This is a genomic window from Rhizobium sp. 'Codium 1', assembly GCF_020889605.1.
Taxonomy (GTDB): domain Bacteria; phylum Pseudomonadota; class Alphaproteobacteria; order Rhizobiales; family Rhizobiaceae; genus Allorhizobium; species Allorhizobium algae.
This window is the reverse complement of record NZ_JAJGPW010000004.1, coordinates 227,258-242,952: the sequence shown is the minus strand read 5'-3', so window position 1 is coordinate 242,952 and position 15,695 is coordinate 227,258. Positions and strand designations below refer to the sequence as shown.

General features: G+C 61.4%; 14 protein-coding genes. 13 read left to right on the top strand and 1 reads right to left on the bottom strand.

Translation table 11 applies throughout. The annotated features are described in order from the left end of the window. The first annotated feature begins 147 nt into the window (after positions 1-147). The 10 genes from ccoN to LJE98_RS12690 all read left to right on the top strand — a co-directional run bounded on the left by ccoN (position 148) and on the right by LJE98_RS12690 (position 10,719). The gene (gene ccoN / locus LJE98_RS12735) at positions 148-1,788 is read left to right on the top strand and encodes a cytochrome-c oxidase, cbb3-type subunit I (protein WP_229575590.1); all 1,641 of its coding nucleotides are present in this window, start codon (positions 148-150) and stop codon (positions 1,786-1,788) included. 13 nt (positions 1,789-1,801) lie between these two features. Continuing rightward, positions 1,802-2,533, top strand: coding sequence for a cytochrome-c oxidase, cbb3-type subunit II (ccoO, locus tag LJE98_RS12730; RefSeq protein ID WP_229575589.1), 732 nt, complete (start codon positions 1,802-1,804; stop codon positions 2,531-2,533). Positions 2,534-2,543: 10 nt separating this feature from the next. Continuing rightward, positions 2,544-2,696 carry a cbb3-type cytochrome c oxidase subunit 3 gene (locus tag LJE98_RS12725; RefSeq protein WP_112243432.1) on the top strand — a complete coding sequence of 51 codons (153 nt, stop codon included), beginning with the start codon at positions 2,544-2,546 and terminating at the stop codon, positions 2,694-2,696. 3 nt (positions 2,697-2,699) lie between these two features. Continuing rightward, the gene (gene ccoP, locus LJE98_RS12720) at positions 2,700-3,566 is read left to right on the top strand and encodes a cytochrome-c oxidase, cbb3-type subunit III (protein WP_229575588.1); all 867 of its coding nucleotides are present in this window, start codon (positions 2,700-2,702) and stop codon (positions 3,564-3,566) included. Positions 3,567-3,736: 170 nt separating this feature from the next. Further along, the gene (gene ccoG / locus LJE98_RS12715; protein ID WP_229575587.1) at positions 3,737-5,323 is read left to right on the top strand and encodes a cytochrome c oxidase accessory protein CcoG; all 1,587 of its coding nucleotides are present in this window, start codon (positions 3,737-3,739) and stop codon (positions 5,321-5,323) included. Continuing rightward, entirely contained in the window at positions 5,320-5,808 is a 489-nt protein-coding gene (locus tag LJE98_RS12710; RefSeq protein ID WP_229575586.1) for a FixH family protein, read from the top strand. Before ccoG ends, LJE98_RS12710 begins: the two co-directional genes overlap by 4 nt. Before the next feature lie 2 nt (positions 5,809-5,810). Beyond that, positions 5,811-8,120, top strand: a complete 2,310-nt coding sequence (locus LJE98_RS12705) for a cation-translocating P-type ATPase (protein ID WP_229575585.1) — start codon at positions 5,811-5,813, stop codon at positions 8,118-8,120. After that, positions 8,117-8,272, top strand: coding sequence for a cbb3-type cytochrome oxidase assembly protein CcoS (gene ccoS / locus LJE98_RS12700; RefSeq protein ID WP_229575584.1), 156 nt, complete (start codon positions 8,117-8,119; stop codon positions 8,270-8,272). The genes LJE98_RS12705 and ccoS overlap by 4 nt, the downstream gene beginning before the upstream one ends. Positions 8,273-8,368: 96 nt before the next feature. Then, positions 8,369-9,790 carry an NADP-dependent phosphogluconate dehydrogenase gene (gene gndA / locus LJE98_RS12695; RefSeq protein WP_229575583.1) on the top strand — a complete coding sequence of 474 codons (1,422 nt, stop codon included), beginning with the start codon at positions 8,369-8,371 and terminating at the stop codon, positions 9,788-9,790. Positions 9,791-9,867: 77 nt separating this feature from the next. After that, on the top strand, positions 9,868-10,719 hold the full coding sequence (locus tag LJE98_RS12690) for an MBL fold metallo-hydrolase (protein ID WP_229575582.1): 852 nt from the start codon (positions 9,868-9,870) through the stop codon (positions 10,717-10,719). A 251-nt stretch (positions 10,720-10,970) separates the two neighbouring features. Here LJE98_RS12690 and LJE98_RS12685 read toward each other — a convergent pair whose 3' ends face one another. Then, on the bottom strand, positions 10,971-12,002 hold the full coding sequence (locus LJE98_RS12685) for a LacI family transcriptional regulator (RefSeq protein WP_229575581.1): 1,032 nt from the start codon (positions 12,000-12,002) through the stop codon (positions 10,971-10,973). Positions 12,003-12,450: 448 nt separating this feature from the next. Between LJE98_RS12685 and LJE98_RS12680 the strand changes: the two genes are divergently transcribed. The 3 genes from LJE98_RS12680 to LJE98_RS12670 all read left to right on the top strand — a co-directional run bounded on the left by LJE98_RS12680 (position 12,451) and on the right by LJE98_RS12670 (position 15,693). Further along, on the top strand, positions 12,451-13,686 hold the full coding sequence (locus LJE98_RS12680; protein ID WP_229575580.1) for an ABC transporter substrate-binding protein: 1,236 nt from the start codon (positions 12,451-12,453) through the stop codon (positions 13,684-13,686). 167 nt (positions 13,687-13,853) lie between these two features. Next, entirely contained in the window at positions 13,854-14,756 is a 903-nt protein-coding gene (locus tag LJE98_RS12675) for a carbohydrate ABC transporter permease (RefSeq protein ID WP_229575579.1), read from the top strand. After that, positions 14,749-15,693 (top strand): carbohydrate ABC transporter permease, encoded by a 945-nt coding sequence (locus LJE98_RS12670; protein ID WP_229575578.1) that lies wholly within the window; start codon positions 14,749-14,751, stop codon positions 15,691-15,693. The genes LJE98_RS12675 and LJE98_RS12670 overlap by 8 nt, the downstream gene beginning before the upstream one ends. Positions 15,694-15,695: the final 2 nt, after the last annotated feature.

Sequence of the window (15,695 nt, the reverse complement as noted above, 5' to 3'; positions counted from 1 at the left end):
CTTGCGAATTTTAGAAGCCGCCGCATTGACTTGGATCAAGGTGGTTTGGGTCCCCCAATGCGATTGGTGCATTCGACGCGGGAGGATTCTTCCCCAGGGCCAGGCTCCCCTCGCGATGAGATCAGCAAGCGTTGGGGGATTCCAACAATGAATTATACGTTCGAGACACTGGTGATGGCGGTCCTCGCCTTCGCCGCGCTGCTCGGGGTGGCCTTCACCCAGGACAGTCTCTTTGCAGCCCATATGTGGGTTGCCTTCTTCGTGCTTACGGCAGGCACGATCGTCATGCTGCGTCGGATGCAGTTTGCTCCGTCCACGGCATCCTCCTCCGCTCTCAAGCCTAAGGCGCCGCAGTCCGAGTATTTCGACGAAGTTGTCCGCTACGGCGTGATCGCCACCGTCTTCTGGGGTGTCGTCGGCTTCCTCGTCGGGGTCGTCGTCGCTTTGCAGCTCGCCTATCCCGATCTCAACATCGAGCCCTGGTTTAACTTCGGGCGCATGCGTCCGCTGCACACCTCGGCCGTGATCTTCGCTTTCGGCGGCAATGCGCTGATCGCGACGTCGTTCTACGTGGTCCAGCGGACCTCGCGGGCACGTCTGTTTGGCGGCAATCTCGGCTGGTTCGTCTTCTGGGGCTACCAGTTCTTCATCGTCATGGCCGCCACCGGCTATCTCCTGGGCATCACCCAGGGCCGCGAATATGCCGAGCCGGAATGGTATGTCGATCTCTGGCTGACAGTCGTCTGGGTCGCCTATCTGATCAGCTTCATGGGCACGATCATCAGACGGAAAGAGAGCCATATCTATGTGGCCAACTGGTTCTATCTGTCCTTCATCATCACCATCGCGATGTTGCATATCGTCAACAATCTCGCGATCCCGGTCTCCTTCCTCGGCGTCAAGAGCTATTCGGCCTTTGCCGGCGTCCAGGATGCTCTGACCCAGTGGTGGTACGGCCACAATGCCGTCGGCTTCTTCCTGACCGCAGGCTTCCTCGGCATGATGTATTACTTCGTGCCCAAGCAGGCTGAACGCCCGGTCTATTCCTACCGCCTGTCGATCATCCACTTCTGGGCTCTGATCTTCATGTATATCTGGGCAGGTCCCCACCACCTGCACTACACGGCTTTGCCTGACTGGGCACAGACGCTCGGCATGGTGTTCTCGATCATGCTGTGGATGCCCTCCTGGGGCGGCATGATCAACGGCCTGATGACGCTGTCCGGCGCGTGGGACAAGATCCGGACCGACCCGATCATCCGCATGATGGTCATCGCCATCGCCTTCTACGGCATGTCGACCTTCGAAGGCCCGATGATGTCGATCAAGGCCGTCAACTCGCTCAGCCACTATACCGAATGGACCATCGGGCATGTTCACTCCGGCGCCCTCGGCTGGGTCGGCATGATCACCTTCGGTGCGATCTACTACCTGACGCCGAAGCTGTGGAACCGCAACCGGCTCTATTCGCTGCGCCTGGTCAACTGGCACTTCTGGCTCGCCACACTCGGCATCGTCGTCTATGCCGCCGTGCTCTGGGTCGCCGGCATCCAGCAGGGCCTGATGTGGCGCGAATACGACGAGCAGGGCTTCCTGGTCTATTCCTTCGCGGAATCGGTCGCTGCCATGCATCCCTACTTCGTGCTGCGTGCAGTCGGCGGTACCATGTATCTCCTGGGCGGTTTCATCATGGCCTACAATGTCCTGATGACCATTCTCGGCCACGAGCGCCAGGAAGCGCCGATCGCCGGAACGGTCATGCCTGCTGCCGCGCAGCCGGCTGAATGAAAGGAAGGCTCTCATGTCAATTCTTGATAAACACGCAATCCTCGAGAAGAACACGAGCCTTCTCTTCCTCGGTTCGCTTCTGGTGGTCACCATCGGCGGCATCGTGGAAATCGCTCCGCTCTTCTACCTCGAGAACACCATCGAAAAGGTGGAGGGCATGCGGCCCTATTCGCCGCTCGAACTGGCTGGTCGCAACATCTATGTCCGTGAAGGCTGCTATGTCTGTCACAGCCAGATGATCCGGCCGTTCAAGGACGAGGTCGAGCGCTACGGCCACTATTCGCTGGCAGCGGAGTCGATGTACGATCATCCGTTCCAGTGGGGATCGAAGCGCACGGGTCCTGATCTTGCCCGTGTCGGCGACCGCTATTCCAACGAATGGCACGTCCAGCACCTGATTGAACCGCGCGACGTCGTGCCTGAATCCATCATGCCGAGCTACTCGTATCTGAAGACGACGCCGCTCAAGCTGGTGGATGTCACGATGGACCTCAAGGCCAACAGCCTCGTCGGTGTGCCCTATACCGAAGAGATGCTGGCGCAGGCGCCCGCCGATCTCGCGGCCCAGGCGGATCCGAATGCCGATACGTCCGGCCTGCTGGAGCGCTACCCGAAAGCCAAGATCGGCGACTTCGACGGTGATCCGGCGAAGCTGACGGAAATGGACGCACTCGTCGCCTATCTGCAGATGCTCGGCACGCTCGTCGACTTCTCCACATATGACGACGCAACCGGATACCGCTGAGGAGAGCACCATGGAAACCTATACGGCCATGCGCCACTTCGCCGACAGCTGGGGCCTGCTTGCCATGACCCTTTTCTTCGTCGGAGTCGTGCTCTTCACATTCCGCCCGGGCGGCAAGAAATCCGCCGATGACGCGGCCAGCATCCCTCTCAAGGAGGATTGAACAATGGCAGACAAGAAACACATCGACGAGATCAGCGGCGTCGAGACCACTGGCCATGAGTGGGACGGCATCCGCGAACTGAACAACCCGATGCCGCGCTGGTGGGTCTATACCTTCTACGCGACCATTGTCTGGGCGATCGGCTACACGATCATGTATCCGGCATGGCCGCTGCTGACCGAAAACACCAAGGGTTTGCTCGGTTATTCCAGCCGTGCGGAAGTCGCAGCCGAATTGACCGCAGCGAAGTCCGCACAGTCGGTCTACCTGGACAAGATCGCCGCTCTGCCGCTCGACCAGATCGTCGCCGACAAGGAACTGACCCAGTTCGCCGTCGCCGGCGGCGCGGCCGCCTTCAAGGTGAACTGCTCGCCCTGTCACGGTTCGGGGGCGGCTGGCGGTGCCGGCTATCCCAACCTGAACGATGACGACTGGCTGTGGGGTGGCGATCTGGAAGCGATCCAGGCCAGCATTGCCCACGGCATCCGCTACGACCAGGATCCGGATACCCGGATCTCTGAGATGCCGGCCTTTGCCGACATTCTCGAGGCCGAGCAGATCAAGCAGGTCGCGGCCTATGTGGTCAGCCTGACAGGCACGCCGCTCGATGTCGAGATGGTCGAGCCGGGCAAGGAGCTCTATGCGGACAATTGCGCCTCCTGCCACGCTGACGACGCCCGGGGCAATCGCGACTTCGGAGCGCCGAATCTCGCCGATGCCATCTGGCTGAAGGTCGATGGCGAGGCACAGATTGCAGCGCAGATCCGCCAGCCTCGTCACGGCGCCATGCCCGGCTGGGCTGCGCGCCTTGGCGACACGACCGTGAAACAGCTGACCGTCTACGTTCACCAGCTGGGTGGCGGCGAGTAAGCTTCGCATACATTCTCGACAGCGGGCCGCATTTCAGAATGCGGCCCGTTTCTGTTTCCAGATATGGAAAACGCTATGTCTTGCGACGCTTCGCCGCTGCTTGACTTAAGTCAAGGCAGGCTGGCCGGCGAGATGGGACAAGGCGATCATCAGAAGAAGGTCCTCGTCCCATGAACCTGCATGCCGATCAGACACATGTCGCAGAAACGCCCGATGTCGAGAGACTCGAAGCCGAGGCGGTGATGTCGGCCAAGACCCGCGGGCCGCTTTACGAAGCCCGGAAGAAGATCTTCCCCAAACGTGCCGAGGGCAGCTTCCGCCGCTTCAAGTGGATCGTCATGGCGATCACGCTCGGCATCTATTATCTGACGCCCTGGCTTCGCTGGGATCGCGGTGAATTCGCGCCGGACCAGGCCGTCCTGATCGATATTGCCCATAGGCGCTTCTATTTCTTCTTCATCGAGATCTGGCCGCAGGAGTTCTTCTTCGTCGCGGGCCTGCTCGTCATGGCCGGTTTCGGCCTCTTCCTTCTGACCTCCGCCGTCGGGCGGGCCTGGTGCGGCTATACCTGTCCGCAGACGGTCTGGGTCGATCTCTTTCTCGTCGTCGAGCGCTTCATCGAGGGGGACCGCAATGCGAGGATAAAGCTCGAGGCAGCGCCCTGGACCCTCGACAAGATCTGGAAGCGTGTGAGCAAGCACGCGACATGGATCCTGATCGGCGTTTTGACCGGGGGCGCCTGGATCTTCTATTTCGCCGACGCACCATCGCTTGCCATGGATTTCATCACCGGCAATGCGGCCCCCGTCGCTTACATGACCGTCGCCATCCTGACCGCCACGACGTATGTCTTCGGCGGGCTGATGCGCGAACAGGTCTGTATGTATATGTGCCCCTGGCCGCGTATCCAGGCCGCCATGCTCGACGAGAACTCGCTGGTCGTCACCTATAATGACTGGCGCGGCGAGCCACGGACCCGCCATGCCAAGAAGGCCATCGCTGCCGGCGAATCGATTGGCGATTGCGTCGACTGCAATGCCTGCGTGGCGGTCTGTCCGATGGGCATCGACATCAGGGACGGCCAGCAGCTCGAATGCATCACCTGCGCGCTCTGCATCGATGCCTGCGACGGGGTGATGGACAAGGTCGGCAAGCCGCGCGGCCTGATTGCCTATGCCACGCTCGACGAATACCAGTCGAACATGGCGCTCGCGACCAATGGCGGCGCAACCGCGATCGACCCGAAGAGAGTGCGCAACGACGACGGCAGGTTCTCCGACAAGGTGCGCCACTTCGACTGGCGCGTCATCTTCCGTGCCCGCACGCTGCTCTATATGGGGGTGTGGACGGCTGTCGGCATTGGCATGCTCGTGGCGCTTCTCGGCCGCGACCGTCTGGAACTCAACGTCCTGCACGACCGCAATCCGCAATTCGTGCTCGAATCCGACGGGTCGATCCGCAATGGGTATACGATCCGCATCCTCAACATGATCGCCGTTCCGCGTGATATCGAGGTCTCACTCGAGGGCCTGCCGGATGCGACCATGAAGATCAACGGCATCAGCCAGTCGCCCGCCCGGCTATTCACCGTCTCGGTGGAGCCGGACGAGGCCACGACGCTGAAGGTCTTTGTCACGCTTGCCGGCGACAAGGTCACCGACGCCAACCAGGATTTCCAGTTCGTTGCGAAGGATGCGGGCAGCGACGAGCGCGACGTGTATGATGCAGTCTTCATGGGACCGGGAGCCAGGAAATGAACTCAGAGGCCAAGAAACCCTTCACCTTCACGGGCTGGCACATGCTGGCGATCATGCTGGCCTTCTTTGGCACGATCATCACGGTCAACTTCACCATGGCCTATCTCGCGACATCCACCTGGAGCGGTCTGGTGGTGAAAAACACCTATGTCGCAAGCCAGCAGTTCAACGGCAAGACGGCCGCCATTCGCGATATGCTCGCGACCGGCATTGCCGGCGATCTCCAGGTGGATGGCAAGGGCATGCGCTACCGCCTGACCCTGCCTGAAAACACTCCGGTCGTCGCCGATGCGGTGACCGCCCATTTCAGGCGCCCGGTTGGCACTGCCCAGGATTTCGAATTGCAGCTGGTTCCCGCCGGGGATGGTCTCTATCTGGCAGACAAGGCGATCCTGCCCGGGAGCTGGATCGTCGAAATCCAGGCGACAAAGGATGCAAAGCTGATCATGCATGAGGCGAAGCGGGTCACCGTTTCGGGAGAATAGCGATGAGTTGCTGTGCAGCAGGCACTGAAGGCGCACTCGACCTGGAGCGGGCAGGGGCGTCCCTGCCATCGGCGGAAGAGCTGAGGTTCTCCAGCCGTGCCGTCGGCCCCGGGCTCTGGCAGGTCGACATGAGCGTGCCCTCGGTCCATTGCGGCACCTGCATTTCAACCGTCGAGAGTGTGTTGAAAGCCTTGCCGGAAGTCGAGCGTGCGCGCGTCAACCTCTCGACCAAACGTGTCTCCGTCGTCTGGAAGGAAGCGGTCGACGGCGTGGAAACAGACCCCGTCAATCTGGCGCGCGCGATCGTCTCGGCCGGCTATACGGCCCACCTGTTCACGGCGGCAGAAGAAGCCTCGGATGCGCTGCGCAACAAGTTGATCCGGGCGGTCGCGGTTTCAGGCTTCGCCGCCACCAATATCATGCTCCTGTCGGTTTCCATCTGGTCCGGGGCGGAAGCCTCGACCCGCGATCTCTTCCACTGGATTTCGGCCATGATCGCCGCCCCGGCCCTGATCTATGCCGGTCGCTTCTTCTACGAGTCTGCCTGGAACGCGCTGAAACACGGCCGTACCAACATGGACGTGCCGATCGCGATCGGCATCACGCTGTCCTATTTCGCCTCGCTCTGGGAAACCATTCATCACGGCGAACACGCCTATTTCGACGCGACGGCGTCGTTGCTCTTCTTCCTGCTGATCGGCCGCACGCTTGACCATGTCATGCGCGACAGGGCGCGGTCGGCGATCAGCGGGCTTGCCCGCCTCAATCCACGCGGCGCCATGGTGCTTTCCGACGATGGTTCCCGCGAATACCGTGCCGTCGATGAAATCCGCGTCGGCGACCAGGTCGCAATCGCGGCCGGCGACCGCATTCCCGTCGACGGCATGGTCGTCTCGGGCGAAAGCGATCTCGACATGTCGATCGTCAATGGTGAAAGTGCGCCGGTTTCCGTCCGTCCGGGCTCGCATGTCCAGGCGGGGACGTTGAGCCTCACGGGCTCGCTCACCGTGCGTGCCACTGCGACCGCCCAGAACTCGTTCCTCTCCGAAATCATCCATTTGATGGAGGCAGCCGAAGGGGGCAGGGCACGTTATCGCCGCATCGCAGACCGCGCCGCGCAATATTATTCGCCGGCCGTGCATCTGCTCGCCGTCACCGCCTTTGTCGGTTGGGGGCTGTATGACGGCGACTGGAAACACGCGATGATGGTCGCAATCGCTGTCCTCATCATCACCTGCCCCTGCGCACTCGGCCTTGCCGTGCCCGTTGTCCAGGTCGTGGCTGCCGGGCGCCTGTTCAAGGCGGGCGTCATGGTCAAGGACGGTTCTGCCATGGAGCGTCTGGCCGAGATCGAGGCTGTTGCCTTCGACAAGACCGGAACGCTGACGCTCGGTCGTCCAAGACTCGTCGATGCAGCCAGGATCGAACCGGTCGGCTTTGCCGTCGCTGCCGGTCTCGCCGCCCATTCCCGTCACCCGCTGTCTCGCGCCCTGTGGGCGGCCTATGGCGGCCAGCCGCGCGGTTTCGAAACCGTTCGCGAAGTGCCGGGCGCCGGTGTCGAGGCGGAGACGGAGGAGGGCGTCTGGCGGCTCGGCAATCGCCGCTTTGCCTCTCCTTCCCAGCCGATCGATCTGACTGACAAGCCCTATTCCGAAGTGGTTCTCTCCCTCGACGGGATCGAACGCGCCACATACCTCTTCGAGGATGCGCTGCGTCCGCGAGCCCGGTCGTCAGTCGAGGCCCTGAAGCATGCAGGTCTCGAGCTTGGCATTCTCTCGGGCGACCGCGCACCCGTCGTTGCCAAGCTCGCAGCCGATCTCGGGATCGCCCACTGGCGGGCAGGGCTTAGCCCCCGTGAGAAAGCGGAGGCCTGCGCCGATGCGTCGGCGCGCGGGCGCCGCGTGCTGATGGTGGGTGACGGCATCAACGATGCTCCGGCTCTCTCTTCCGCCCATGTCTCGATGGCACCCGCCACCGCCGCCGATGTCGGTCGCCAGGCTGCCGACTTCGTGTTCATGCGCGACGGGCTCGAAGCCGTACCGTTTGCGATCGAGGCGTCGCGCCGTGCGGGTCGCCTGATCCGCGAGAACTTCGCGCTTGCCATCGGCTACAACGTCATTGCCGTACCGATTGCGCTCCTCGGTTACGCCACCCCCCTGATCGCGGCTGTTGCCATGTCGACCTCGTCGATCATCGTGGTTGCCAATGCGCTGCGCCTCAACCGGCTGGCACTTGACGAGAATACCCTGACAGGGGACGCCGCCGCGACGGTACCGGCTGGAGCCCCTGACGATGCGAGGATTGCCGCATGAACATGCTGATCTTCCTCATTCCGATCGCGCTGTTTCTCGGCGGTCTCGGACTCTTTGCCTTCCTCTGGTCGTTGAAGAGCGGCCAGTATGAAGATCTCGATGGTGCCGCATGGCGGGTTCTGTCGGACAAGGACGACAGGCCGGCGGATTGATGCACCGTTTACCGGGCGGTCAAATTTCACGCTTGCCGCATGCCTTTGCGGATGCGAGAAAGCCTCATCTAAGAATTTGCATGCGGAGGCTACATCGTGCAGCAAGCGGAAATCGGACTGATCGGTCTCGGAGTCATGGGCTCCAATCTGGCGCTCAACATTGCCGAAAAGGGCAATCGGATCGCGGTCTTCAATCGGACGCCGGCGCGCACGGATGAATTCCTTGCAGAAGCAGGCGATCTGGCCGGCCAAATCATCGGTTGCCACACGATCGAGGAGTTTGTCGCCGCCATCCGGCCACCGCGCCCGATCATCATCATGATCAAGGCTGGCGAGGCCGTGGACCAGCAGATGGCGGCGCTGATGCCGCATCTGTCCAAGAACGATATCATGATTGATGCCGGCAACGCCAATTTCCGCGATACCGTCGCGCGTTTCGAACGCCTTGCCGGAACCGACCTGACCTTCATCGGCATGGGTGTGTCCGGCGGTGAGGAAGGCGCCCGCCATGGTCCTTCGATCATGGTCGGTGGCACCGAGGAAAGCTGGAAGCGCGTCGAGCCTGTGCTGACCTCGATTGCCGCCAAGTTCAACGACGACCCCTGCGTCGCCTGGCTCGGTACCGATGGCGCCGGGCACTTCGTCAAGACGATCCACAACGGCATCGAATATGCCGACATGCAGATGATTGCCGAGATCTACGGCATCCTGCGCGACGGCCTTGGCATGTCGGCGGCCGAAATCGGTGAAATCTTCGGTCAGTGGAACAAGGGCCGCCTCAACTCCTACCTGATCGAGATCACCGAAAAGGTTCTGAAGGCCACCGATCCGGAAACCGGCAAGCTGATGGTCGATATCATCGTCGATGCCGCCGGCCAGAAGGGTACCGGCAAGTGGTCGGCCATCGAGGCACAGAACCTGGCAGTGGCTGCGAGCGGTATCGAAGCTGCGGTCTCCGGTCGGGTGCTGTCGTCGCTGCGTCAGGAGCGCCTGGCCGCCGAAAAGCTCTTCGGCCTGCCGACACTCGGAGAAACGCCGAAGGACAAGGCCGCCTTCATCGCGGATCTCGAAAACGCCCTGCTCGCCGCCAAGGTCGCGGCCTACGCGCAGGGTTTCGCGGTCATGTCGGCTGCGTCTGACGAGTTCAAGTGGTCGCTGCCCATGCCGACCATCGCCCGCATCTGGCGTGCCGGCTGCATCATTCGCTCGCAGTTCCTCGACGAGATCACGTCGGCCTTCACCAAGGATCCGAACGTGGCGAACCTCGTCGTGACGCCGGCCTTCGCCGAAATGGTCAAGGAAACAGACGGGGCGTTGCGCCGCGTCGTTGCCCATGCCGCACTCTCGGGCCTGCCGGTCCCGGCGATCGCCTCGGCGCTGTCCTACTTCGACACCTATCGCCGCGGTCGCGGCACGGCGAACCTTATCCAGGCGCAGCGCGACTTCTTCGGTGCCCACGGCTTCGACCGCCTGGACGGCAAGGACCTGCATCATGGCCCCTGGGCCGGTCAGTTCTGATCGCGGACGATTGCTGGGAATGACCGAGGCCCGATATCGCGCGATGTCGGGCCTTTCTTTTTTGTCGGAGAGTCAGCATGCCCCATACACTCACCCTGCTCGGCACCAAGGGTGGCCCGGCCATCCGCCCGGGCGGACCCAATCCGACCTCGATGCTGCTCACGCTCTGCGGACGCCGGATGGTGATCGATTGCGGGCTCGGGGTCTCGCGCGGCCTCGTCGAGACAGGCATGTCGCTGAAGGAACTCGACCTCGTCTTGATCACCCATCTTCATTCGGATCACGTGCTGGAACTCGGCCCGCTGCTCCACACTGCCTGGACGACCGGGCTCGACCATCCGGTGACCGTGTATGGCCCGCCCGGAACCCGGGCCGTCTGGACAGGTTTCCTTGCCTCGCTCGCCTATGACATTGAAACACGGATTGCCGACGAGGGGCGCCCGGATCTCGCCTCGCTCGTCACGGTCACCGAATACGGTCCCGGTGTCATCCTGCAGGAGGGCGACCTTCAGGTCGAGGCGCTGCGGGTCGATCATCCGCCCGTCACGGAGTGCTTCGCGCTCAAGTTTTCAGGCGCCGGCAAGACCGTGGTTTTCTCGGCCGATACCGCGCCGTTCCCGCCGCTTGCCGACTTCGCCCGCCAGACCGACATCCTGGTGCATGAGGCCATGCTCCCGGAAGGGCTCGACAGCATCATCAGCCGGACGGGAAACGGCAGCCGCCTGCGCGAGCATCTGGTCGCCTCGCACAGCTTTGCGGCAGACGCTGCCCGCATCGCCCAGCAGGCTGGCGTCGCCATGCTTGTGCTGAACCATCTCATTCCCGCCGATGACCCGGCCTTTACCGAAGAGCACTGGCATGCGGCGGTCAGGCCCATCTTCGGTGGTGAGATTGTGGTCGGTCGCGACGGGCGGGTCATTACCCTGTAAACAGGCACTCCGGTCTGTCTGCCTGTCTGGCGGAGTGGTCCTGAAGCAGGTCGTCGCGATCATCCTGCGCGCATTGCCGGGAACTTGCACTGCTCGGCGCCTGGCCGGTACGGAATTCGTGGCCGATCTGCCCGTGTACAGGTTCGACGGCCGCAATTCCGCATTTGACCGGGCCAATGACCAGTGTCCGTCATTCACCGGACGGGGCACAGGGTGGCGCCGGACAAGGTGAGGGCTTCGGCTTCCCGATCCTATTCCCAGCGCGGCTTGCTGACACTCTGCAGCAGTTCCGGATCGACGCCGTCGATACGGGCGATGACGGCCTTGGCCAGTTCGCGGCCGGACTGGCGCACATCTTCGTAGACCGAGATGATCTCCGGGCGAATCCAGTTGAGAATCGGCGTCCCTTGTTTGGCGACGAGATCGACTTCGCGTCCGACGCGCTTGCCCGCGGCCTCGATGCCGGCATTGGCGGCAATTGCACTGCTGCCCGAGGATGAAATCATGCCGTCTGGCGCATCCGGTCCACTCATCAGTTCCTGCACGGATGCGCGGATCTGGTCGAGCGTGGCGTCGATATTGATGTGCAGGGGAACCTCTTCGGCCCCGAATGCCTTCAGGCCGCGCATGAAGCCATCAAACGTGTGTTTGTAGTAGGTGAGCTTGGTCGGTGGCGGCAGAAGGGCAATGCGCTTTCGCCCGCGCTGCACAAGCCGCTCCACGGCACCATAGGCAAAGGCCTCGTTGTCGAAGTCATGGAAAGGGTGCTGGATGCCCATGTCGGTGCGGCCATGGGTGGCAAAGGGCATGTTCTGCTCCAGGAGCAAGCTTACCCGCGCGTCATCGGGCTCTGTGCGCGATATGATGACGCCGTCGGCCGATCCCGTTTCCAGGAGGTAACGGACGGGCAGCATCGGATCCTTGGTATGGGCATGCGGTGTCACGACGATATGATAGGGCGTGCCGGCGAGCACTTCGGAAATGCCGACGACCATCTGGTTGGCGAAGCCGAGGATTTCCTCGTCGATCCCGAGGACCAGCGCGATCACATTGGTCTTGCCGGTGCGCAGGCGCACGCCTGCGCGGTTGGGTTGGTATCCCAACTGGCGGGCGACCATCCGCACGCGTTCCTTGGTTTCGGCGCCAATATCGGGCGCGTCCTTCAAGGCTCGCGACACTGTCGTAATGCCCAGTCCGGTCATGAAGGCGATCGTCTTGAGCGTCGGTCGCTCCTTGTTCGCCCCTGGACGATCTATCAATCCGCTGCCCTGCTGATCTGCCATCGTGTTCCCGCCAATCAGAAAGTCTCGCTTATAGTGAGCTTTCACTCGCCTGCAAACAGTTTGCCCGGCACCCCCTCCCGGCGCTTGGAAGAGAAAATCTGAAACGATACAGGTGGTTTGTCGAGCCCTTTCTCATGCTGCATTGCGAAGGTACACAACTCTAGGGCGAGGGGGTGAGTTTTCCCGTCTGTTCACAGCACTAAAATTCGGCAAGTTCGCACATGCAGCACAAAAATCCTGTTTCTGCGCTATAATATGGTGATTTCAGCGAGAAAAGAGATGTTGCTGCGCAATGCGTGCGCCATCCAAAGCGATTTGAATATAGCTCGTGCGATGCACGTTTTCGCTGAATCGACGCTGCGATAGAATATTTGCAATCGAATAGGTTGCGCTCCAAAAATCTTTGACATAAGTTTTTCCGGCAACGTTTCAGTGAGGGAGGAGACTCATGAATTTCCGTAGCTTCGCGGCAGCTTTGGCCGCAACCGTCGTCATGCCGCTCGCAGCGGCTCATGCCACCGATCTCGAAGTGACCCATTGGTGGACGTCTGGCGGCGAAGCCGCAGCCGTCGCCGAGCTCGCCAAGGCATTCGATGCCACCGGCAACAAGTGGGTCGATGGCGCGATCGCCGGATCCGGCGGCACTGCCCGCCCGATCATGATCAGCCGTATCACCGGTGGTGATCCCATGGCTGCCACACAGTTCAACCACGGCCGTCAGGCCGAGGAGCTCGCCGAAGCGGGTCTGATGAAGGACCTGACTGCGGTTGCCGAGAAGGAAGGCTGGAAGGATATCATCAAGCCGGCAAGCCTGCTCGAAAGCTGCACGATCGACGGCAAGATCTATTGCGCCCCGGTCAACATCCACTCCTGGCAGTGGCTGTGGCTTTCCAACGCGGCCTTTGAACAGGCTGGCGTTGCTGTGCCGAAGAATTGGGACGAGTTCGTCGCAGCGGCACCCGCGCTTGAAGCCAAGGGTATCATTCCGCTCGCTGTCGGCGGCCAGCCCTGGCAGACGGCCGGTGCCTTCGACGTTCTGATGGTCGCCATTGCCGGCAAGGAGACCTTCGAGAAGGTGTTCAAGGACAAGGATGCAGACGTTGCAGCCGGACCTGAGATCGCCAAGGTCTTCAAGGCTGCCGACGATGCCCGCAAGATGTCCAAGGGCTCGAACGTCCAGGACTGGAATCAGGCAACCAACCTGGTCATCACCGGCAAGGCCGGCGGTCAGATCATGGGTGACTGGGCGCAGGGTGAGTTCGCACTCGCTGGTCAGGTCGCCGGCAAGGACTACACCTGCCTGCCGGGCCTCGGCGTGAACGAGATCATCTCGACCGGCGGTGACGCATTCTACTTCCCCGTTCTCGACGACGAGGAAAAGTCTGCTGCACAGGACGTTCTTGCGTCCACCCTGCTTGCGCCCGCAACGCAGGTTGCGTTCAACCTGAAGAAGGGTTCTCTGCCGGTTCGCGGTGACGTCGATCTCGCAGCCGCCAACGACTGCATGAAGAAGGGCCTCGACATTCTCGCCAAGGGCAATGTCATCCAGGGTACCGACCAGTTGCTTTCGGCAGACAGCCAGAAGCAGAAGGAAGACCTCTTCTCGGAGTTCTTCGCCAATCCGTCCATGACCGTCGAAGACGCGCAGAAGCGCTTCGCCGAGATCGTCGCATCTGCTGACTGATCTGACTGGTTGACACAATCCGGCCGGGGCTCAAGCCCCGGTCGGTGACTTGCCAACTTCGACCGGGAATGCGGATTGCCGCAGGGCGTTTCAACGATATCGTCTGTGCCTTTGCACAGTCGGATCGGTTGTGACCTCTCCCGTGTCCAGGACGAGGAGACGGACCCATGGCACGCCAAGCCCATGCCGGTCGACCCAACAAACTGTTTCGCAATCTGAATGCAAAGATTGCATCGATCCCGATGGTCCTGACCGCACTGGTCATCTTCCTGGGTGGAACCATCTGGACGATTGTCTATTCCTTCACCAATTCCAGGCTTCTGCCGCGCGCCAATTTTGTCGGCTTGGAGCAGTATGAGCGTCTGTGGGATGCGCCGCGTTGGATCATGTCGATCCAGAACCTGGCGATCTACGGCCTTCTGTCGCTGATCTTCTCGATTGTGATCGGTTTCCTGCTCGCCGCCCTGATGGACCAGAAGATCCGATTCGAGAATGCGTTCCGGACGATCTTCCTCTATCCCTTCGCCCTGTCCTTCATCGTCACCGGCCTTGTCTGGCAATGGATCCTGAACCCGGATTTCGGGGTGCAGTCGATCGTGCGGTCGCTGGGCTGGGAGACCTTCACTTTCAATCCCCTCTACGATTCCGACATCGTCATTTACGGCATCCTGATTGCAGGCCTCTGGCAGGGGACCGGTCTGGTGATGTGCCTGCTGCTCGCTGGGCTTCGCGGCATCGACGAGGACATCTGGAAGGCCTCGCGTGTCGACGGGATCCCGATGTGGAAGACCTATCTTTTCATCATCATTCCGATGATGCGCCCGGTCTTCATCACCACGCTCGTGATCATCACGTCTGGCATCGTCCGCCTCTACGATCTCGTGGTCGCGCAGACCAGCGGCGGCCCCGGCATCGCCTCCGAAGTGCCGGCGAAATATGTCTACGACTACATGTTCCAGGCGCAGAACCTCGGTCAGGGCTTCGCCGCATCGACCATGATGCTGCTGACGGTCGCGATCATCATCATTCCCTGGGCCTATCTCGAATTCGGAGGTAAGAAGCGTGGCTAATCCCGGTTCCCTCAACACCACTGCCGCCGGTTTCGATGCCGTCTCCGGTCAACTCGGATCGGGGCCTCGTGGCGCCAAGCCGAAACGGGCTCTCTCGCCCCGCAACATCATGCTGTACGGATCGCTGATCTTCTTTGCGATCTACTATCTGGTGCCGCTCTACGTGATGATCGTCACATCGTTGAAGGGCATGCCGGAAGTCCGTCTCGGCAACATCTTTTCTCCGCCTGTGGAGATCACCTTCGAGCCCTGGGTCAAGGCCTGGGCGACCGCCTGCACCGGCCTCAACTGCGATGGCCTTTCGCGGGGCTTCTGGAACTCGGTTCGCATCACAGTGCCGTCCACGCTGATTTCGATCCTGATCGCCTCGGTCAACGGCTATGCGCTGGCCAACTGGCGCTTCAAGGGGGCGGAACTGTTCTTCACGATCCTGATCATCGGGGCCTTCATTCCCTATCAGGTGATGATCTATCCGATTGTCATCGTGCTTCGGGAAATGGGGATCTACGGCACGCTGACCGGTCTCGTCCTCGTGCACACCATCTTCGGCATGCCGATCCTGACATTGCTGTTCCGCAACTACTTTACCTCGTTGCCGGAAGAACTGTTCAAGGCCGCCCGCATCGACGGGGCAGGGTTCTGGCAGATTTACCTCAGAATCATGCTGCCCATGTCGCTGCCGATCTTCGTGGTCGCAATGATCCTGCAGATCACCGGCATCTGGAACGACTTCCTGTTCGGCGTGGTCTTCACCCGACCGGAATATTACCCGATGACCGTCCAGCTCAACAACATCGTCAATTCGGTGCAGGGCGTGAAGGAATACAACGTCAACATGGCCGCAACGTTGCTCACCGGCGCCGTGCCGCTCATCGTCTACTTCATTTCCGGACGTCTCTTCGTCCGGGGTATCGCCGCCGGCGCAGTCAAGGGTTAAGC

Bases quoted from the DNA above. Each gene is read 5' to 3' on its own strand.
- ccoN (WP_229575590.1), top strand. From the start codon at position 148: ATGAATTATACGTTCGAGACACTGGTGATGGCGGTCCTCGCCTTCGCC.
- ccoO (WP_229575589.1), top strand. From the start codon at position 1,802: ATGTCAATTCTTGATAAACACGCAATCCTCGAGAAGAACACGAGCCTT.
- LJE98_RS12725 (WP_112243432.1), top strand. From the start codon at position 2,544: ATGGAAACCTATACGGCCATGCGCCACTTCGCCGACAGCTGGGGCCTG.
- ccoP (WP_229575588.1), top strand. From the start codon at position 2,700: ATGGCAGACAAGAAACACATCGACGAGATCAGCGGCGTCGAGACCACT.
- ccoG (WP_229575587.1), top strand. From the start codon at position 3,737: ATGAACCTGCATGCCGATCAGACACATGTCGCAGAAACGCCCGATGTC.
- LJE98_RS12710 (WP_229575586.1), top strand. From the start codon at position 5,320: ATGAACTCAGAGGCCAAGAAACCCTTCACCTTCACGGGCTGGCACATG.
- LJE98_RS12705 (WP_229575585.1), top strand. From the start codon at position 5,811: ATGAGTTGCTGTGCAGCAGGCACTGAAGGCGCACTCGACCTGGAGCGG.
- ccoS (WP_229575584.1), top strand. From the start codon at position 8,117: ATGAACATGCTGATCTTCCTCATTCCGATCGCGCTGTTTCTCGGCGGT.
- LJE98_RS12690 (WP_229575582.1), top strand. From the start codon at position 9,868: ATGCCCCATACACTCACCCTGCTCGGCACCAAGGGTGGCCCGGCCATC.
- LJE98_RS12685 (WP_229575581.1), bottom strand. From the start codon at position 12,002: ATGGCAGATCAGCAGGGCAGCGGATTGATAGATCGTCCAGGGGCGAAC.
- LJE98_RS12680 (WP_229575580.1), top strand. From the start codon at position 12,451: ATGAATTTCCGTAGCTTCGCGGCAGCTTTGGCCGCAACCGTCGTCATG.
- LJE98_RS12675 (WP_229575579.1), top strand. From the start codon at position 13,854: ATGGCACGCCAAGCCCATGCCGGTCGACCCAACAAACTGTTTCGCAAT.